Origin of the sequence: Rhizobium indicum (assembly GCF_005862305.2) — a bacterium.
Taxonomy (GTDB): Bacteria; Pseudomonadota; Alphaproteobacteria; order Rhizobiales; family Rhizobiaceae; genus Rhizobium; species Rhizobium indicum.
Genome location: NZ_CP054021.1, coordinates 1,457,712 through 1,477,148, shown reverse-complemented (window position 1 = coordinate 1,477,148; position 19,437 = coordinate 1,457,712). Strand labels below are relative to the sequence as shown.

The 19,437-nt window shown below is 61.2% G+C and carries 19 protein-coding genes and 1 pseudogene; 7 read left to right on the top strand and 13 right to left on the bottom strand.

Features of this window, described 5'->3' with window-relative positions; genetic code table 11:
* The first annotated feature begins 179 nt into the window (after positions 1-179).
* Positions 180-638 (top strand): glutathione S-transferase family protein, encoded by a 459-nt coding sequence (locus FFM53_RS07380; protein ID WP_210273018.1) that lies wholly within the window; start codon positions 180-182, stop codon positions 636-638.
* On the opposite strand, the gene FFM53_RS07375 is transcribed toward FFM53_RS07380, so the two are convergent.
* A complete protein-coding gene (locus tag FFM53_RS07375) occupies positions 595-1,512 on the bottom strand; it encodes an AraC family transcriptional regulator (protein ID WP_138387875.1) in 918 nt (305 codons plus the stop codon). The genes FFM53_RS07380 and FFM53_RS07375 overlap by 44 nt on opposite strands.
* A 159-nt stretch (positions 1,513-1,671) precedes the next feature.
* Here FFM53_RS07375 and FFM53_RS07370 point away from each other — a divergent pair, with 159 nt between their 5' ends.
* Positions 1,672-2,058 carry a limonene-1,2-epoxide hydrolase gene (locus FFM53_RS07370; protein ID WP_138387874.1) on the top strand — a complete coding sequence of 129 codons (387 nt, stop codon included), beginning with the start codon at positions 1,672-1,674 and terminating at the stop codon, positions 2,056-2,058.
* 79 nt (positions 2,059-2,137) lie between these two features.
* Here FFM53_RS07370 and FFM53_RS07365 read toward each other — a convergent pair.
* The 8 genes and pseudogenes from FFM53_RS07365 to FFM53_RS07330 form a co-directional block, all read right to left on the bottom strand.
* A pseudogene (locus FFM53_RS07365) lies at positions 2,138-2,466 on the bottom strand (transposase); the annotation flags it as partial.
* 59 nt (positions 2,467-2,525) lie between these two features.
* Positions 2,526-3,068, bottom strand: a complete 543-nt coding sequence (locus FFM53_RS07360) for a BA14K family protein (protein ID WP_012756473.1) — start codon at positions 3,066-3,068, stop codon at positions 2,526-2,528.
* Positions 3,069-3,422: 354 nt separating this feature from the next.
* Positions 3,423-4,100 (bottom strand): DUF4405 domain-containing protein, encoded by a 678-nt coding sequence (locus FFM53_RS07355; RefSeq protein ID WP_138328702.1) that lies wholly within the window; start codon positions 4,098-4,100, stop codon positions 3,423-3,425.
* On the bottom strand, positions 4,100-4,567 hold the full coding sequence (locus tag FFM53_RS07350) for a cytochrome P460 family protein (RefSeq protein ID WP_138387873.1): 468 nt from the start codon (positions 4,565-4,567) through the stop codon (positions 4,100-4,102). Before FFM53_RS07350 ends, FFM53_RS07355 begins: the two co-directional genes overlap by 1 nt.
* Before the next feature lie 89 nt (positions 4,568-4,656).
* The gene (locus FFM53_RS07345) at positions 4,657-5,643 is read right to left on the bottom strand and encodes an aldo/keto reductase (protein ID WP_138388033.1); all 987 of its coding nucleotides are present in this window, start codon (positions 5,641-5,643) and stop codon (positions 4,657-4,659) included.
* An 841-nt stretch (positions 5,644-6,484) separates the two neighbouring features.
* Positions 6,485-7,204, bottom strand: a complete 720-nt coding sequence (locus tag FFM53_RS07340; protein ID WP_138387872.1) for an SDR family NAD(P)-dependent oxidoreductase — start codon at positions 7,202-7,204, stop codon at positions 6,485-6,487.
* 124 nt (positions 7,205-7,328) lie between these two features.
* On the bottom strand, positions 7,329-7,757 hold the full coding sequence (locus tag FFM53_RS07335; protein ID WP_138387871.1) for a putative quinol monooxygenase: 429 nt from the start codon (positions 7,755-7,757) through the stop codon (positions 7,329-7,331).
* A 92-nt stretch (positions 7,758-7,849) separates the two neighbouring features.
* A complete protein-coding gene (locus tag FFM53_RS07330) occupies positions 7,850-8,701 on the bottom strand; it encodes a VOC family protein (RefSeq protein ID WP_138387870.1) in 852 nt (283 codons plus the stop codon).
* A 247-nt stretch (positions 8,702-8,948) separates the two neighbouring features.
* On the opposite strand from FFM53_RS07330, the gene FFM53_RS07325 reads away from it, so the two are divergent.
* Positions 8,949-10,091: an MFS transporter gene (locus FFM53_RS07325; RefSeq protein ID WP_138387869.1), complete on the top strand. Its 1,143-nt coding sequence runs from the start codon at positions 8,949-8,951 to the stop codon at positions 10,089-10,091.
* Here FFM53_RS07325 and FFM53_RS07320 read toward each other — a convergent pair.
* On the bottom strand, positions 10,088-12,994 hold the full coding sequence (locus FFM53_RS07320; protein ID WP_138387868.1) for an ATP-binding protein: 2,907 nt from the start codon (positions 12,992-12,994) through the stop codon (positions 10,088-10,090). The genes FFM53_RS07325 and FFM53_RS07320 overlap by 4 nt on opposite strands.
* Before the next feature lie 469 nt (positions 12,995-13,463).
* The gene (locus FFM53_RS07315) at positions 13,464-14,360 is read right to left on the bottom strand and encodes a LysR family transcriptional regulator (RefSeq protein WP_246413109.1); all 897 of its coding nucleotides are present in this window, start codon (positions 14,358-14,360) and stop codon (positions 13,464-13,466) included.
* A 138-nt stretch (positions 14,361-14,498) separates the two neighbouring features.
* Between FFM53_RS07315 and FFM53_RS07310 the strand changes: the two genes are divergently transcribed.
* Both FFM53_RS07310 and FFM53_RS07305 read left to right on the top strand, forming a co-directional pair.
* A complete protein-coding gene (locus tag FFM53_RS07310; protein WP_138387867.1) occupies positions 14,499-15,491 on the top strand; it encodes an MBL fold metallo-hydrolase in 993 nt (330 codons plus the stop codon).
* A gap of 47 nt (positions 15,492-15,538) precedes the next feature.
* Positions 15,539-16,099 (top strand): pyridoxamine 5'-phosphate oxidase family protein, encoded by a 561-nt coding sequence (locus FFM53_RS07305; protein WP_138387866.1) that lies wholly within the window; start codon positions 15,539-15,541, stop codon positions 16,097-16,099.
* A gap of 207 nt (positions 16,100-16,306) precedes the next feature.
* On the opposite strand, the gene FFM53_RS07300 is transcribed toward FFM53_RS07305, so the two are convergent.
* Positions 16,307-17,197 (bottom strand): LysR family transcriptional regulator, encoded by an 891-nt coding sequence (locus FFM53_RS07300; protein ID WP_138328692.1) that lies wholly within the window; start codon positions 17,195-17,197, stop codon positions 16,307-16,309.
* Positions 17,198-17,301: 104 nt separating this feature from the next.
* On the opposite strand from FFM53_RS07300, the gene FFM53_RS07295 reads away from it, so the two are divergent.
* Positions 17,302-18,171, top strand: coding sequence for an SDR family oxidoreductase (locus tag FFM53_RS07295; RefSeq protein ID WP_138328691.1), 870 nt, complete (start codon positions 17,302-17,304; stop codon positions 18,169-18,171).
* Positions 18,172-18,204: 33 nt separating this feature from the next.
* Positions 18,205-18,678 carry an AtaL-like protein gene (locus FFM53_RS07290; protein ID WP_138387865.1) on the top strand — a complete coding sequence of 158 codons (474 nt, stop codon included), beginning with the start codon at positions 18,205-18,207 and terminating at the stop codon, positions 18,676-18,678.
* Positions 18,679-18,743: 65 nt separating this feature from the next.
* Here the strand turns inward: FFM53_RS07290 and FFM53_RS07285 are convergent, their stop codons facing one another.
* Positions 18,744-19,436, bottom strand: coding sequence for a type 1 glutamine amidotransferase domain-containing protein (locus FFM53_RS07285; RefSeq protein ID WP_138387864.1), 693 nt, complete (start codon positions 19,434-19,436; stop codon positions 18,744-18,746).
* Position 19,437 lies beyond the last annotated feature (1 nt).

The window sequence follows — 19,437 nt, the reverse complement described above, 5'->3', positions numbered from 1 at the left end:
GTCGCGATCTTTCAGATTCGCTTGTCGCGCTTTAGCTCTTTGTTTTTACGCATGTCGTTATCGCAAAACCGCTGCACACTTTTGCGCGACATGTTTTAGTAGGGTGATGTCGTCCAAGGTGCCCTTGCCGAAGATGGAGCGAGCGGATGACTGGGACGCAACTCTGTTCGAAAGCATGCATGGTGATCTGCGAATATCTCGAGGAGACGCAGGGCGGCGCAAGGCTCTACTCTGAGGACGCGCTGTCTCGCGCTCAACAGCGCGCGTGGATCGAATATGGTACGGCGGCTCTAGCCGAAGCCTGGCAACTCCTAAACGCCAAGGATCGTGCAACCGCAGACGCCAAGCGGGCAGCGTTCCGAAACCGGCTAGAGAGGCTCGAAGATGTGCGTGACCAAGGGCCCTACTTCTCTGGATCGACGTTCAGCATGGTCGATGCGGTGTTCGCGCCTCTGTTCCGGTATTTCGACCTCATCAACCCGACCGTGACGCAGATGATATTTCAGGGTCTCCCACGCGTATCCATATGGCGTGAGGCTTTGGCACTACGAGCGAGCGTCGTCGCGGCCGTGGGGCGGGACTACGGTCGCCGTTTCAAGCAACATCTGGTCGAGCACCAGGCGATCTTGGCCGATTGATTCCCCCCAAGCCCGCTTTCGCTCTCTCGGTGTCTTGACCTGGCGGCGCTCCGAAGAGACGCTTGTACTCACGGCTGAACTGCGAGGCGCTTTCATAGCCGACCGCAAACCCCACCTCGGCTGCACTCACCTGGTTCGCGATCATGCGACGGCGGGCCTCGTGGAGCCGGATATATTTCTGATACTGAAGCGGGCTGACGGCGGCAACGGCTTTAAAGCGATCGTAAAACACGGATACGCTCATACCCGCGAGCGCAGCGACCGCCTTGAAATTGAGGCGCTCGGTGTAGTGATCGCGGATCCAAGCCATGGCCTTTCGGATGTGCATCAGGCGCGAGTCAGATCCGGCAATCTGACGGAGCAGGCCGCCGTGCGGTCCCATCAGCAGCCGAAACATGAGCTCGTGCTCCAGAGACTGAGCCATGACCGGGATTTCGGTTGGGCGATCGAGTAGTTCCAGTAGTCTTCCCCAAGCGCCCAGAAGCGACGCGCTCGCGGTGCTGACGCCGTATCCCGATTCAATCGGCAACTCTGGTATCGCTGCCATTTCAAGTACGAGATCCGACAGCAGGGCTGGATCCAAAAACAGACCGACTGCGAGAAACGGTTGATCCTCTGACGCCTCACAGATCTGACCCAACGCAGCGATCTCAGCCGCGACGATCATGCTTTGGCCAGGGCCGTACTCAAACATCTTGTCGCCGATAAACATGCGCTGAGTTCCCTGGATCACCAGGGACGCCGCAGGATCGTAGATCAGCGGGTCGATCTCGGTTGTATGGTCGAGGGTGTAAGCGAACAGTCTCGGCAGTTGAGGACTCTGACGGCCAGCGTGGCGCACCGCCATGGCGCGGATTTTGTCGAGTTCGCTCATCAAGGCAGCTTAACTCGATTGCCCAGAATTATCAATCATTCCGGAAAATCAGGCAATGATAGCGGAAGATCTGGCATCGTGGCGTCGCGATTCAAAGCCTATCTTCAGGCTGAACACAGAGGCCGTTGAGGCTTCTAAATCATCCTGAAAGGAACTGCCATGCCCACCCCAACGGAAACTGTTTCGGCTTTTTGCGCCACATTCTTGGAAGACGGCGGAAGGCCAGCCGTCCGTCGCTGGTTCACACCCAACACGCGCTGGGTCAACGAAGGCGTTTCAGTCACGAACGGCGTCGAAGAGGCTATCGCCATGATCGACGGACTGGAGACGTCGATGGGCATCTCGACGGTCCATATCGACATGCTCGCGATTGCCGCCGACGGATCTCGCGTTCTCACCGAAAGGCTCGACAGGTTCGAGCGTGCCGACGGCAGCGAAATCGGACGCGTGATGATCATGGGCATTTTCGAGATCGAAGGTGACAAGATTGTCGAGTGGCGGGATTATTTCGACGTTACCGCCGTCCAGAAGTTCTCTGCCGACTGAGACGCCGGCTTGCGAACGATGGGGCTGGACGCGGAGATTATTGTCTCCGCGATCGGCACAACGCGCCCAATCGGGAACATCCCCTTTTAAGCAGGCTCGCAGCCGTGCGGGTGGGCTTTCAGATGAGTCGCGTCGATCATGATGCGCCCAGGCCTGGACCGTCCGCCGGTGAGCCCAGCGAAGATGCGATCGAAGACGCCGAGCCGGCTCCAGCGGATGAAGCGATTGTAGAGCGTTGTGCGGCCCATTACCTGCCGGCGCGTCCTTCCACTGCAGGCCATTGCGGATCACGTAGACGATCCCACTCACCACCCGCCGGTCATCGACCCGCGGAACCCCGCGCGACTGCGGGAAGAACGGCGATATCCGCGCCATCTGGCGCTCGCTCAGCAGAAACAGATCACCCATCACAGACCTCCTGTTGGAAGCCTGAATCACATCTCAAACCAAATTAATAAGTCCTGAGCCTAGTAGGGCGAGACGCACGCCCGTCGCGGACCGTAATAGGGCTGGAACGTGTTGTCGTAAGCCCTGTAAGACCGGTAGCGCGAGTAGCACCAGCTCGTATGTCCGTTGCCGCCACTATAGACTTGGCGGTACGAGCGCGGCGCGTAGTAGCGCGGACGGTAAATGGTCGAGCCGTAGTAGCGCGGCGGACCGTAATAGGGCGATCCGTAGTAGCCCCGGTCGTAGTAGCCCTGATCGTAGTAGCCCCGACCGTAATAGCTTCGGCCATAATACGGCTGCGCTAGCATTCCGCCGATGATTGCGCCGGTCGCGAGCCCGCCGAGACCCCAAGCCCAATTGTCGTTGCGATAGCCACCCCCGCGGTAGCCTCGATAGCCGCCTCGGTATCCACCGCGGTAGCCGCCGCGATAATTTCTGTACTGGACCGGCTGCGCCTCTGCGGCTTCGATTTTCGGCACGGCAACAGTGGGAAACGCCATGGCCGGCGGGACGCTCGTCAGCGCCGTCACCAGCGACAGGATAACGATTGCTAACCTTTTCATTGGCTCATCTTTCCTTCGTAAGCGCTGCGCGACGCATGCGGCGCGCAAGGACGTTTCAGCCCTCTCAATGCACTGGTTAATTTTACCCTAAAATCGACTTTGATTCGAGGAGTTTCGCAGGAAGGATTTTCTTCGACGGCGGGGCTCCCGGCGAAAGCACGCGCCCCACTCTCCGTCATCCCGTATAAGCCGCTGCGCGCTCCATGAAACATGCGACGCGGAGCTCATCCATGACGCCGGCAAAGGCGGTCATCACCTGCGACGCGACTTTGTCAGCGGTATCCGCCAGAAGCGGCCATATCGGGTCTTGATGGGAATCGAAATCGCGACCTGTCATTTGTGACGGAATGCCACTCAGCGTGAGCCTTTCCTGCGCAATTGCATTAGGCTGGTTGCGTAGTGCCCGAGGCAGACGAACAGCGCAACAATGGCGCCCTGGTGCAAAAAGAACCGCAATGCCGCTTCTTCGAAATTCCAGAGATTAAGAGTCATTTCGGCCATAAGGCGCGACCCGGTACCCATGACCATCCAGCTGTGGACGCCGTAGGCGGCTACGGCCAGCGCCAGGGCGCGGAGGATCCAAGTCCTACCGACGCTGGGGGTGCCAAGTCGCAGCCAGGCGCGCATCGAGGCCATGATCATGGCCCAGCGCATGCCGACGTGGACCGCGACGATCACCAGCGCCCAATAGGCGGCCTGGGCGTGCAGTTGACGTGCCCCGAACGAGCTGGCAATCGGCAAGAGGCTGAATAGAGAGCGCGAAATGATCAAGCTGGTGACCAGCAGGCTTAGCATTGCGGCCGCGAGTGCGCCGATGGTGACGATGTTGAGCCAGCCGCGCAGATCCCGGCTACCCTTGCGGGCGGTCGAACCGTACCAGCGGCGATTGAAGGCGTTGTGGAAGATCAGCAGCCCGAACATGGCCGTGCCGATCAGTTCATGGGTAAGGTTGCCCAGCCAATCATAGGCCAGGGCAGCCACTAGCAGACCACCCGCCACGGCGTTCATCAGCAGGCGAACCTGAAGCGGCATCAGGGCAGATACGCTTCCATGCGGCCGCGGGTGAACATGAAATCATTGCTTTCCTGCCCTTGGTGGCAGGCCTCGCAACGTTCCGCGATCGAGGTGCGGTTGACCTGGCCGTTGGTGTCGAACTGCTGGAAATGCCAGTCACCGGTGCGCTTCTCCTCCTCGACTTCGAGGCCCCAATCCACGCCTTTTTCCATCACGAAGTAGCCGGTTAGGGCACCGTCGTCATAAATCTCCAGTACAAGCCTCGTGCCCGGGGGTAACGGCTGGCCAGCCTTCGCGATGTCGATCGTTTCCTTCAGGGCATAAGCCAGCTCGCCACCTGAGCCGCGCCTGTAATCTCCATACATAACCATCTGCTTGAAATCTTTCGGGAAGGTCGCGCGGTTGGCGGCTGCGGCGGCAAGGCCGGATGCTAGGAGCAGAGCGGCCCCACCGAGGGCTAGAAGGACAGAACGGAACGATGGCATGAGGATCCTTTCTGGATATGGGAAATGTGACCTGTGGCGGCTTCGGAAATGCCAGCGGGCGCCGCTTGAGCGCCCGCCGTTCCGGAAGATCAGGCTTCGACGTCGACCGATTCCGTAAACATCGGGCTCATGCGCCCGCCATGCACGGTTATGGTGGAGAGCACGGCATTGATCTCGGCGAGATCTTCAGGCGTCAGTTCGACACGAAGCGCCCCGAGATTTTCAACCAGGTGGTCGATGTTGCGGGTGCCAGGGATCGGCACGATAAAGGGCTTCTGTGCTCGCAGCCATGCCAGCGCGACAGCAGAAGGTGTGACTCCCTTTTTCGCCGCGAACTGCCTCAGGAAGGTAACGATCGGCATATTCGCCGCCATGTTTTCCGCGCTAAAGCGTTCAAAGTTCGCGCGAAGGTCCGTTTTCGGATCGAACTTGGTCTTGCTGTCGATGCTGCCTGTCAGATACCCCATCCCGAGCGGTCCCCATGGCACGAAGCCGATCCCGAGTTCCTCACATGTCGCCAGGACACCGTTCGTTTCGGGACTGCGCTCAATCACCGAGTATTCCGTCTGCACAGCCGTGACCGCCTGCACGGCATGGGCTCGCCGAATGGTTTTTGCGCTCGCTTCAGACAAGCCGAAATGCAGCACCTTGCCTTCCTGGATCAGGTCCTTGACGGCGCCTGCCACGTCCTCGATCGGCACGTTCCTGTCGACGCGATGCTGATAGAACAGATCGATGCGATCTGTTCTGAGGCGCTTCAGCGATTCTTCGGCAACTCGCTTGATGCGTTCCGGCCGGCTGTCCCGCGCGGTCGTGCCGTCGAGGGCGAAGCCGAATTTGGTGGCGATCTTCACCTTGTCCCGCATGGGTGCCAAGGCTTCACCCACCAACTCTTCGTTTGTATGGGGCCCGTAGACTTCGGCGGTGTCGAAGAAGGTCACGCCGTTGTCATGTGCGGTGCGCAAAGTTTGGATGCCTTGGGCAATATCGGCCGGTGGGCCGTAGGTGCCACTGATGCTCATGGCGCCGGCGCCGATTTCCGACACCTCCAGAGTTCCCAGTCTACGTGTTTCCATAATCGATCCTGTCTGCGTGGTTGACGTATCCGAGGTCGCGGCCCCAGCCATTGATCCGAGCGGCAGGGTTGCTCCAGTGAGGGCCGCCCCCACCACAAAATCTCGTCGTCCGATGCTCAGCTCGATCCGTCTTTGCTTATTCATGATCAGTCTCCTGATTGACCGCGACCAAACGGGCGTCGCTTCGCGAAACGTTCTTTTGACGTCGAAAGCGATGACCCCGCTCTTTGCGGCTCATGTTGGCGGTTAGTGATATAAGCCCCACGAGATCATCCGATTAGGCGGGAATATCTGCATGGGTTTAGAAATGGAGCTTCTGAATTCGGACGATTGCTCAGCGCTCGACAAATGCCGGTAGGAGTATTGTCGATCGGTCCTAGGCCAGACCCGCCACACCGGCAGCGCGGCCATCACCTGCCGATATTAGGCGGCCAGCTCCTCCGGCGTGCCGTTGGGGAAGGCCGGTTATTTTCGGCCATTTACCTGACGGAGCCGATATCGATGACCTCAGGAGGCAATATGCAACGTGGCCCAAATATCTGCCGCCCGGACCAGGGGAAAGATACTAGGCTTTCAAAAACATCCGCCAAAGCGGACCATGAAGGTTGCGGCGCTGAGCGGCGGTCATACGCCCCCAATCCAGTCATTGGCGTTTGCGCTAACGGAATCGAAAGCAGACATTCACTGCTGACGCGCACGACTGCGCGGATGGATTCGTTCCCGACTCTTGCCCAAGACGGTCCCGAAAAATGGAGAACAAGGTCCGGATCAAGTTGTCTGACTGATCGCGTCTGCGGCTCGTAAGAGAGAGCCGCCCGCGATGACCCGCATGTCTATTGCGCTACTGGGCAAGATAACCGCCGTCGATGTTCAACTCGACGCCGGTCACGTAGCTTGCCTCCTCGGAAGCTAGATACAGGCAGCCGTAGGCGATCTCGATCGACCTGCCACCGCGCTTCATCGGTGTTGCCGCGATGACAGCTTCATTGAGCTCTGGCGCCTGTGCATCCGTCAGCGGCGTGTGTACGAAGCCCGGATGCACGGAGTTGACCCGGATCCCGTCGGATACGTACGTCATCGCCGCGTTTTTCGACATGTTGCGGACTGCACCTTTTGCGGCATGGTAGGAATGCGCACCCGCAACCGCTGCACTGCCCCAGATCGAGGAGATGTTGACGATCGCACCCGCTTGCTGCTTGCGCATGACGCGAATTGCTTCCCGCATGCCGAGGAAGACACCAGTCTGGTCGACGGCGATCATCTTCAGCCAGTCCTTCATCTCCAGCTTGTCGAGCGGCTCGTAGGCGATAATGCCGGCATTGTTTACAAGCACGTCAAGTCGGCCATGTTTCCTGACGATCGCGGCAACGACCGTTGCCCATTGCTCTTCGCTGGTCACATCAAGCGTCACTGCTTCGACGGCGTCGGGATATGGTTTTTCGGACGGCTTGATGTCGGCGGCGATGACAATGGCGCCCTCGCTATTGAACAGATCCGCGACTGCGAAACCGATACCACCTGCGGCTCCTGTGACCAATGCAACCTTGCCCTTGAGTCTCATCTTGCAGCTCCTTCTTGGCTTGATGGTGTCGTGTGCAAAAGCGGCGCCTGCGGCGCGGCGTGCTCTTCCCCGAGCAATCCGCGATGGCCCTCGTTCGCCGACGTCCAGTTTCGTGGGAAGCGTGCTAGTCGCCAGCCGGCGCGAGGATCTGCATTCGCATCACCTTCACTCCGCCATCGGCGAGTTCGGGCAGCTTGGCAAACCACTCCTTCACATACGGCATGGCGTTATGAGCCTCAAAGTCGGCTTCGTTGGCGAATATCTCGTAGAAGATGAAGTGTCCGGGGGTCTCACGGTTCTCCTGAAGAAAATAGACGAGGTTTGCGGGATCGCTGCGGACAAGGTCAATAAGAGGAAGCGTGACGGCCCGTAGTTCGGCCTCCTTGCCCGGTTTGGCACGGACCTCGGCAACAACCGAATAGGCCCCACTTGCAATTTTGGCATAGCCCTGGCCCGGGCCTTCCTGAGCGAGCGCGTCCGCTTGGAGAACGGGTCCCGCGAGCAGGCCCCCGAGCAGAATAGCCGAAGCTTGCAGCTGCAGCGTAGTGATCATGTCGTTTCTCCTTATCTTGCCAAGCGCGGTAAGATGGCCCGCTGGCCAAATCCGGGTGCCGGCCTGCAAAGTGATGCTGATGCCTTCTGCGCTTACTTCGCGCTCGCAAGTTGCAGATGCGCCGCCAATGCATCGGCAAACCGTTTTTTCACGGATCCAAGCGCCTTCACGAACTCCAGTTGTTCCCCCTCCGGGCCCTTGCAATAGATCAGTTCCCAGCCGTCTGATGGCGCAACGGTCACTTTGTTGGTGTTGGCGCTCTGGGGGGCCGCCTTTCGTTCGTCTTCTGTCGAAACACGTATGATGCGATTTGCCCGCACCTGCGTCATGCCACGCCGCTCGGACTCCGCCTCGAGATCGGCGATAAACTGGTTGAAGTCGACATCATCCCGGACGTAGAAGCAGATGTGCATCATTCGCGGAAAAGCCGGGCTCATGTGCTCCACAGGTTCCGCGAACGCCTTGGGACCACCCATCGGTTGGTCCGCATCGCGATACTGCAAGAGCTCAATAACGACGTTGTCGAACTGGATGAATCGCACATCGAGGCGTTGGGCGCCGTCCCTGAGGTCAGGCACGCCGATCGTCCGCGGATTGACGCCGAGCTGATTGGCCAGGATTTCCTGGTCGGCAAGCAGTGTGTTCTGCACGGCGTCGCCTTGAAAGTCACCATGGCGGAAGACTTCGGTCCCACCGAGTACGGCTGTGTAGAACTCGTACGCGCGTTCCATGTTCTGCACGGTCAGGCCGAAATGCTGTACGCCCTGAAGCCGGGCACCCAGCGAACCTGGATCGCCGGTTGCGACTGGCGTATCTGCGGACGCAGTTGCATCGCCTGCTAGGGCAGCGGCAATTCCGCCGATTGCAACGCCTCCGGCGGCGCGAAGGATGGCTCGGCGCTCCGGGTCGTCCGGTTGGGTAGCTGGCTTTTGATCGCGAGACATCGTTGCCTCCTGTGTTCGCGGGGTGACTGCGCAAATTCTAGCGCGTCCGCGCTTGCGAGGCTGGTTAAGATCTGGGAAATTTGGTGAACCGAGCAGCCATCCGGTCAGTACGATAACGGCGACCTGGTATCTTCCTGCGCGCGGACCGCGGCCCCCGGACCGGGGCCAACAAAGGCTCATAAGGGATATGGACACAACGGCGGGGCGGACCAGACGGATTGCAATCGTGCTGGGTGCAGGCGCGGGAATGTATTTCAGCATCGGGATCGTGCTGATCTATGGCTTCAGCGTTTTCATCGTGCCGATCACCGAGGATACTGGGTGGGATCGGACCGTGGTGGCCGCCGTCGTCGCACCGATAGCCGTCGTAAACGGTCTTATGTCGCCTGTAGTAGGGGCGTTGACGGATCGGTTCGGCCCGCGCCGGGTGCTTGCCGTATCGTCCATGTCGATGGCGATCGGCCTGATCGGGGTCGGCATTGCGTCGCAGAATTTGACTACATTCATCGTGGCCGTCGCCGTGGCAAGCCTTATGGGTGCCGCGCAGACCGGCGTGCCCTACACCTATGTGGTGGTCGGATGGTTCTCCGCGCGACGCGGTCTCGCACTGGGTGTCATGCTTTCCTTCGTGGGGCTTGGGATCGCAACGCTTCCTCCGTTCCTTGCATTCCTGATTTCCGAGTGGGGCTGGCGCTTTGCCTTCATGGCAGCCGGTCTGATATCAATTGCGGTCACGCTTCCCGTCGCGCTTTTCGTTATTCGTGATCCGCCCGTGCTTCAGCGACCCGACCGCACAGGGGGCGAGGGCCACACTGTTCGCCGGGCGGTGGAGACGGCAAGCTTCTGGTTGATGCTGGGCGCATTTTTTCTCAACTACTTCGCCGCTGCAGCCGGGTCTATTTCGCTCCCTGTCGTGCTGGCGGATCGCGGAGCGGATCCGGCAATGGCGGCCTTGGTCATGAGCCTTGTGGGGTTGTCCTTCATTGTCATGCGTCTCGGCTTCGGGGCACTGCTCGATCGATTTCCCCCGGTCCCGTTGACCAGCCTGGCTTTTCTGTCACCCGTTGTCGGTCATTTCATTCTGTTGAATTCCGAAGCTCTGATCCCCGTCTATGTCAGCGCCGTCTTCTTCGGCCTCGCCACCGGAGCGGAGGGCGACGCGATCGGTTACCTGCTGTCGAAACGGTTCGGAATGCGAAGCTTCGGCAAGCTCTTCGGCATCAACTACATGGCTTTGACCATGGGCGCTGGACTTGGCCCGGCATCGCTGCACATCATGGCCGCCGAAGGTACGCGCTACGTCGAGGCCTTTTCAATCTTCGCGGGCATTGCCGCGATCGCTCCGATCCTTCTCATGTTGGATCGCCGTACGCGAGCGCTAGCGCGCTAGGAATTCGGACTTGTATGCCCATCGCGACGAGCCTGACGAGCAGCGCTTTTGCTCCCCTTGCCAGCATCCCCCAGGCTATCGAGGAGTGCGCGCGCCTTCACCAGATCGCGGGTGGTGAGCCCTTCGCCGAAGCGTCGATAAATCGGTGCCAGAAGCCCGCCAACCCTTTCGCTTTGTCCCGACTGAGCCCAATGCTCGGCGAGAGCCGTTGCGGCGCGCAACTCCCATGACAGTGCACCTTGGTGGCGCGCGAGGTCGAGCGACTGAAAATAAAGGGCTTCTGCGGCTTTTACCGTCCGGTTGGCGCTTTCCTTGCCCAACAAAACCGCCTTTATGCGCAGCAGTTCCGGCATGCACCAGATTTCGCCGGTCGATGCCGAAAGCGCGACTGCCTCGCCGATCGCGGTCTGCCCCGCATCAACGTCCCCATGATCCCCCAGACCCGCAGCGTAAACGCCGATATAGAAAGGGCAACGCATGCGGAAACCTACCACAAGAAGCTCATCGAGCGCGCCTCTCAACATCGCCAGTCCAGACGGATCACCGCTTTGCAGCAACCACTCTGCGCGCAGGCAGCGGCTCATGGCACTCCAAATCGACATCGCGTGCTCCGCGACATGGGCTTCGATGCCAACAAGCAGGCGCTCCGCGGCAGCAAGGTCTCCCGTCCACAGTGCAATGGGGCAGGTCGTGTGGACGATGGCATTGCAGAGCGCGAGGGCGTGCTGCGAGGCCCGTGCCTCTTCCAATTGACGCTGCGCCATGGCAACCGCCCTGTCGGGATGCCCCTGCAGCCAGGTGACGTTCGCAAGGGTGCCCCTTGCCGCAGATCGTGGGTCCAACTGGAAACGCGCAATGTCGGAACGGGTCACGGGAGGGACATATCGGGAGATCATGCGTTCGAGGTGACGCCGTGCCTCGCCAAGCTCTCCCAAGTAGCGCAGAGCGGTTCCAGTCTGCCTATCGACATTGTTGCGTGCATCCAGATCGCCGCGGTCGGTTGCCAGCTTTCTTATCCGATCCGCCATCCCCAAGGCCGATTGGTGATCGCCCGTCCAGGTGAAATAGTCGCACAATCCCCACAGGCACCTGAGCATGTATTCGGTGTCGTTGAGCACTTCGGCGGAGCCGAGGGCTGTGGTCCAGGCGGTCTTGACTTCGGGCAGCGGGCCGCGGGTGTGAAGCAGCGCCGTGCCATAGGCAAGCTGCAGCTTCATGTCGTCGCTCGCACTACGGAAATCGGCAAAACAACGACTGAGAGCGAGTTCTACCCCGGTGCGGCACTCCTCCAGGAGCGAAAGATGTTCCCAAAACGGGAGAGCAGCAACCGTGAGCGCTACGCCGGTGGCAACGCTGCGGTTCCCGGAGAACGCCCAGCCCAAAGCACCGCGGATATCGTCCATCTTTCGCCCGTACTCGGCGAGCCATTGGGCCGTCGGCCGGATTTTCCATTCCGCCTCGGCGCGTTTGGCGAGTTCGAGGAGATGTTCGGCGTGGCGCTGGCGCAGGCTGTTGCTTTCGCCGCTCTCGGCAAGTTTCTGCAGCGCATATTTGCGGGTTGTATCGAGCAATCTGTAGTGCGTCCCGAGCTCTCCTCTCTCCGTCGATATAAGCGACTTCGCAACGAGGTTCGCGACACCGTGAATGCATCCGGAGCGGGCACGACCCTTGTCGACTGCAACGGCGCAGGCCGATTCGAGACTGAAGGCGCCTGCAAAGACCGAGAGGCGTCGCAGCAGGACGCGCTCAGGCTCGGCGAGCAGGCCATAGCTCCAGTCCAGCGTTGCAGCCAAGGTGTGGTGGCGAGGGTCGCCACACCGCCTATCGCTCAACACATGAGATTGATCGGCGAGAAGGTCGAGGAGTTCGCGTGTACTGAACGCATCCAGTCGCGGCGCAGCGAGTTCGATCGCGAGTGCCAGCCCATCGAGCCTGCGGCAGATCTCAGCAGCGACTGGCGCGTTCCCGTCGTTAAGCTTGAACTCGCCGCGACTTCCGGCCGCGCGCTCGACGAAGAGCTCCACCGCTGGGAACGCCAAAGCCTGGGCTGCGGACAGTTCGGACACTTCGGGTGGTGTTTCGAGAGGCGGCAGGCGATAGACCTGTTCTCCGACAACCCGCATGGGTTCACGGCTCGTGGCGAGAATCCGTACCCTCGCGGCGGCGGCCAGGAGCGTTTCTGCGCAGGAGGCCACCGCTTCGATGACGTGCTCACAATTGTCGAGCACAAGCATGAATTCCCGGTCGGTTGCGAAGGCGGCGACCGCAGCTTTGATCTTCGCCGAGTGGACCCTCAATCCCATCGCCGTGGCGATCGCCGTCGGTACGAGAGTTGCATCGTTCACGGTCGCCAGATCAACGAACCAGATGCCATCGTGATACGCAGCAGTAAGTTGATCAGCTATTGCGAGAGCCAACCTCGTCTTGCCGACGCCACCCGGGCCAACGATCGTCAAGAGGCGCGATACCTCAAGTGCGCACCGGATTGCATCAACAGCATCGCCTCTTCCCACCAAACGGGTTGTTGAAACAGGCAGATTGTGCGTGCGGGCACCTTGAGCCTTCGCCGTGACGGAGGTGTCATTCTGCCCCGAAATACGCACGGGAAAGACGAACCGATAGCCCCGGCCGCTCACCGTCGCTATGTATTGCATGTCGCCCGGAGCATCGCCAAGCGCGCGACGAAGAGCTGCAACGTTTACCTTGAGATTGCTTTCCTCGACGAAGGTATCCGGCCAGACGCGCGACACAAGCTCAGCCTTGCCCACCAGTTCGCCGGGACGCTCGATCAGCGCCGCCAAAATTTCCAGTGCGCGGCTACCGACACGAACGGCCGTCTGATCCCGCATCAGCGACTGCCGCTCTGGTACAAGTACGTACGGGCCAAAGAAGTAGGAAAGCACGATCGAAGCTCCGGACGCAAACGTACAAACCCCTTGAATACGTGAACGATCGCTTAATGAAACCGCTCACAGCCCCAGGACAATAACCAATATCACATGTGAAATACATCGCAGATCGATCGACAGGAGCAGCCGACCTACAGGCTGCGGGGTCCGCTCTGGGGCTGTGACAGCAATGCTGAATGTCTTCTTGAAGCACCGAAGGTACAAGTCCCCATGCCATCGGGCCAGAGCTCAGAACCTGGGACCATTGCGCCTTGACGGAAATTATTTCCGCTGCCGGTCCGAAGATTATCGTCCCACTTCCAATCAACGGCAGTTCTGCGCCCTCGTTGCAGTCCTGGAGATGTTTGGCTCTTTCTGGAAAGCCCGACATGTCAGGAGCTTGGGGAAGGTGCGCTGCACCTTGCAGCATTCTCACAGTGTGCCTGACCGCGATTAACGGAGGCGCGCCTGGATAGCGGGGACGCTAGCGAGCCATCTGCGCGCGTAGGCGGGGCCCGATCCAGTCGAGGAAGCAACGCACCTTCAGCGGCAGGGGATCGGCTGGTCCATGGACAACGTTCACCGGAAGCGGTTCCGGTGCGAACTCCGTCAGCAATTCCTGCAGCGCGCCGGAGCGCAATTGATCGGAGATCTGGTAAGACAGCACGCGGATAATGCCGATACCGGCCAGTGCTGCCTGAATGGCGGCCTCCGTCGTGTTGACCGCGAGTTTGTAGCGCGGCTCGACGGCAAAGGCCGCGCCATCCCGGCGGTAGCGCCATTCCGGCGCGGTCGCGAAGCCTTGGAAGCTTATGCCGTCATGCTGGGCGAGGTCATCCGGCTGACGCGGCACTCCTCGGCGGGCGAGATAGTCGGGGCTCGCGCACATCACCCGGCGGACGGCGCCCACGCGCGTTGCGATAAGCGCGCTGTCCGCCAGATGCCCGATCCGCAGGGCCACATCAACGTGCTCATCCACCAGACTTAGCTGCCGATCGACCAGGGTCAGGCGCAGGTTGATATCGGGTTGCTCCTTCAGGAATTCCAGCGCAATTGGCAGCAGATGGCGCTCGCCGAAGGCAATCGGTGCCGTTACGTGCAGCCCGCCACGCAGCGCGCCATGATCGCCGCTGGCCTGCCGCTCCGCCGCGTCCAGTTCCTCCAGAATGCGACGGGACGCGGCGACGAAGGCGCGCCCCTCCTCCGTCACGCCGAGGCCGCGGCGGGTGCGCAGGACCAAGCGCACACCAAGGTGCTTTTCAAGATCGGCGACCTTGCGGCTGACCGTGGCGAGCGGTGCATGCAGTCGCCGCGCCCCGGCCGAGAGGCTGCCTGCCTCGACCACCGCCAGCAGCACCGACATTGCTTCGAACCGATCCATCGAAACCTTCCGGAATTTGAGAGGTAAGTTCTCTAAATGGCAGGATACCCTATCAATTGTGGATATCATAGCTTTCATGTCGTCCAGGGGACGCCGGCCGGCTGGCTCCCGTTTGCCAAAGATCCGGAGGAAGACGCCATGCCTCAACTTTCACGTCGCGCCTTTGCCAGCGCGCTTCCTCTGGGCCTCATCGGGGGGAGCCTCCTCGGCGGAGACATGATCGGTGGCGCTCCCGCGCCCGCCCTTGCCGCGACGCCGGATACCGCTAAGACGCCGGTCAGCGTTACGCCGCTGGCGCAGATCCGCATTGGCCGCTTCACGGTGACAGCCCTGACGGACGGGTATGCCGATATGCCCTACGACTATTTTCCGGGACGCGCCGCGGCCGAGGTCGAACAGGCGGCAATCGCGCAGTTCACCGCCCGGCCGAGCGGCGTGCGGTTTCTCTTCAACCAGTATCTGGTCGAGGATGGCGAGCGCCGGATCCTAATCGATGCCGGTCCAGCGGGCTCGATCGGGCAGACCGGCGACCTGCCGCAGGCGCTCGGCGCGCTCGGCCTGCAGCGCGACCAGATCGACGCGGTGATCGTGACGCATATGCATCAGGACCACATGGGCGGTCTGATCGTCGGGGGCAAGAACAACTACCCCAAGGCGGAACTCTACATCGATCGTCGCGACGTCACCCATTGGACCGACCCGGCCAAGCGCAGCGGCGCGCCCGATTATCTGCAGACCAGCTTCCAAATGGCGGGGGAGGTCGTGCGCCTCTACCCGAAACTCCAGGCGATTGACGGCGAGCGTGAGATTGTGCGGGGCGTCTCCATTGTCGACCTTGCCGGCCATACACCCGGCCATATCGGCGTGCGGGTCGAAGATGGCGGGCAGAGCCTCATCATGGTTTCGGATATGATCTTTCCGGTCGTGCATCCTGGGGCCACCGATGTGTTCTTCCTGTTCGAGCAGGACCCTGCAGCGGCCAAAGCGATGCGCGACCGCTTTTTTCCTCGCGCCGCTTCGGAGGGCGCGCTCATCGCCGCCACGCACATGCCCTTCCCAGGGCTCGGCCGGGTCGTCGCCGACCGCGGGCAGATGCGCTGGCAGGTGGCGGACTGGGCCTTACAGAACTGAGGTCCGCTGCGGCGGGCCCGCTCGGGCAGTCGCGAGGTTGAACCGACATGAGCACCAGATATCTCGGTATCGCCACGACGGCCTCCGTCGCGGCCGCGCAGGAACACTATGGCAGCGCGGCGCAGTGGGAGCGGATAGGCGTGCGCGGCCACGCAGACGATACCGGGCAGAGCCAGCGCCTGGGTCCGTCGGAAAGGACCTTCATCAGGGCGCGCGATGGTTTCTATCTCGGCAGTGTCTCGGACACCGGATGGCCCTATGTCCAGTACCGTGGCGGCCCCGCGGGCTTTCTCACCACCGTCGATGCATCGACGCTGGGCTTCGCGGATTTTCGCGGTAACGGGCAATACATCACTACGGGCAATGTGCGCACGAATGACCGCGTCTCATTGTTCCTGATGGACTATGCGCACCGGCAGCGTCTGAAGATCTTTGGTCACATGTGCATCATCGATGCGACAGACGATCCGGTGCTGGCGAAGAAGCTGACCGTGCCTGACTACCCCGCTCGCGTGGAACGTCTCGTCCTCATCGTGGTGGAGGCGTTCGACTGGAACTGCCCGCAGCACATCACGCCGCGCTTCACGCAGGCTGAGCTCGAGCGTTGACGAACTCAACCAAAATAATCATTGGGGACGGAATTGACATCATAAACAGCATCAAGACGAATGACGGCGCGCAGAGCGGGCGCATCGGCTTCGGCTCCGCCCCGCAATACCTCTCCGCAAGCAATAACGAAACACGCTGCTCTCCTCTGGATGTCGATCTCGTCGGTTATGGGCCAGATTCTCTGCGTCCGAAAGCGGGTTCGGTCATCACCTGCCGATATAGGCGGCCAGTTCGTCGGCCGTGCCGTTGGGGAAGGCCTGTTTCAGAAAGTCCAGGAACGCCGAGACGCGCGCGCTGAGCAGCCGCCTGGAGGGGTAGAGCGTCCAGAGAGCGATCTCGGGGCCGTCGATATCCCCCCAATTGACCAACGTGCCGTCAGCCAGGTCGTGGCTGACCAGCGAAATGGGAAGACGTCCTGCACCGACGCCGGCACGCACTGCATCCCGGATCGTGATGAGTGTTGACAAGGTGAGGACCGGCTCGATCTTGATCGTCGCCCGGCCGCCGGCTGTCTTCACCTGCCATGTTTGAGCTTCGCCTGTCCCGCGCGCAACGCCTGGAGCGGCGTGTCCGCCGGTCGGGCGGGGGAGATCGGGGCTTGCCACCACCACCAGCCGGTCGCGCAGAAACGCTCGTCCGACCAGGCTTTCGTCGGGATCGGGATTGACCCGGATGACCAGATCGTAGCCTTCCTCGATCATATCGACGGGCCGGTCCTCACTCGTCACCTCAAGCCTCACCTCCGGATATTTAAGGGCAAAGCCGGCGGCGATCCTTCCCATTGCGGTCTGGGAGAAATGCAAGGGTGCGCTGATCCGCAATCTGCCCTTGGGTTTTTGACCGCCGGAGGCAATCGCCGACGCTGTCTCGTCCAGTTCGGCGAGCAGCGCGCCGGTTCGCTCGAACAGCGCCCGTCCTTCCTCGGTAAGCTTCAGGTTACGCGCGCCCCGTTCAAACAGCCGCAGAGCGAGGCTGCTTTCCAACTCGGCGACACGCCGCGACAGGGTTGCCTTCGGCCGGCCTGTCGCCCTTGCCGCTTTGCCGAAGCCACCATGGCGGGCAACGAGATTGAAATCGGCAAGCGCAAGAAGATCCATGAGTGTTCCACCAGCGAGACAGCGTGTCCAAAATTGCTGTCTATCGGACTACCAGTGAACCACACATATTCGACGTGTCAAGCAACCCAACACGGAGAAAGACCATGACCATTCTCGTCACCGGCGCCACAGGCAATGTTGGCCGCCAAGTCGTCGAACACCTCGTCAAGCGCGGCGCCGATGTCCGTGCTCTTGTCCGCGACCCGTCGAAAGCCGAATTCCCGGCTGGCGTCAGCGTCGTGCAGGGCGACTTCCTCGACGTCGACGCGCTGCGCAACGCCATGTCAGGCGTGTCGACGCTGTTCCTGCTCAACGCCGTGGTGCCGGACGAATTCACCCAGGCTTTGATTGCGCTGAATGTCGCCCGGTCGGCCGGCATCGAGCGGATCGTCTATCTCTCGGTGATCCACGCCGACGTCTACGTCAACGTGCCGCATTTCGCCGGCAAGTTCGGTGTCGAGCGGATGATCGAGCAGATGGGTTTCAAGGCGACGATCCTCCGCCCGGCCTACTTCATCCAGAACGATCTGACGGTCAAAGACGTCATCACCGGCTACGGCGCCTACCCGATGCCGATCGGGCCCAAGGGTCTCGCCATGATCGACGTGCGTGATATCGCCGAGATCGCCGCCCTAGAACTGCTGCGCCGCGAACAGGCTGCAGAGCCGCTGGCGCTCGAGCGGATCAACCTCGTCGGTCCGGAGACACTCACCGGAATCGATATCGCCGCCATCTGGTCGGACGTGCTCGCCCGTCCGATCCACTATGGCGGCGACAATACCGAGGGCTTCGAGCAGAATCTCAGGCAGTTCATGCCTGCCTGGATGGCCTACGACATGCGGCTGATGGGCGAGCGTTTCCTGACCGACGGGATGCTGCCTGAGGCCGGCGACGTCGAGCGTCTGACAAGGCTGCTCGGACGCCCGCTGCGCTCCTATTCCGCCTTCGCCGCGGAAACCGTTGCCTCCGCCTGAGGCAGCAACAGCGATCTCAAAAGGACGATCACGATGATCTATTCGACCGCCACAGTTCCGGTGAACCCGGAAGGTGAAACCCCGTTGACGCGCGCTGAGGCCTGGCAAGGTCTCGAACGCAAGGCGCGCGACGCCCGGCTCTTTCTTCCCGCCGGTCTCTGCACCCGTTGCGATGTCGTAGAGGAAAGCCCGACCCATTTCGTGCGCGAGGCGACGATTGCCGGGCAGGATCTGCGCGAGATCATCACCCTGGAGCCGCAAAGCAAGGTCACCTTCTTTCAGACGGCGGGGCCACGCGAGGGAGCGATCGTCAATGAGCTTTTCGAGGATGAAGACGGTCGGCTGCAGCTACGCTTCTACTGCTATCTCGGGCTGCGTGGCAAACAGCCGAACGGCCCGGAAGAGCAGGCCGAGCAGGCTCAATTCGACGGCGAAACGGGCTACAAGGCCGCCCTGCTATCGACACTGAAGCGGACCCGCGAACTGCTGGCAGAGGGAAAGCTCTGAGTATCGCCGCAACACAAATAACAGAGCGGCTGGTCTTGGGTTTATCCCCGACCAGCCGCCGTGTGTCAGGCGGCCTTTGCCGCCGTCACGGCGGCGAGCAGAATGCCGGCGGTCTCCACCGATGAACCGGGGTTCTGCCCGGTGATGAGCAGGCCGTCCTTCACAGCATAGGACGACCAGTCGTCGCCGCTGGAGTAGATGCCGCCATTCTCCTTCAACATGTCCTCGACCAGGAACGGCACCACCTGGGTGAGACCGACGCCGTCTTCTTCGGAGTTCTTGAACCCGGTGACTTGTCTGCCCTGAACCAGCGGCGTGCCGTCCAAAGCCTTGACGTGGCGCAGCACACCCGGGGCGTGGCAGACAAAGGCGACGGGCTTGCCGGCCTGATAGAGCGATTGGATGAGGGCGATCGAATTCCTGTCTTCCGCCAGATCCCACAGCGGGCCATGGCCGCCCGGATAAAACACGGCGTCGTAATCGTCATGGGAGACCGAAGCGAGCTTTGCGGTCGAGGCGAGTACCGCCTGGGCATCCGGATCGGCATGGAAGCGACGGGTCTGGTCGGTCTGGAAGCCGGGTTCGTCGCTCTTCGGGTCGAGAGGCGGCTGTCCGCCCTTGGGCGATGCGACGGTGATGTCGGCGCCGGCTTCGAGGAAGGCATAATAGGGGGCGGCGAACTCTTCGAGCCAGAAGCCGGTCTTCCGGCCGGTGTTGCCCAGTTGGTCGTGCGAGGTGAGAACCATGAGGATTTTCATC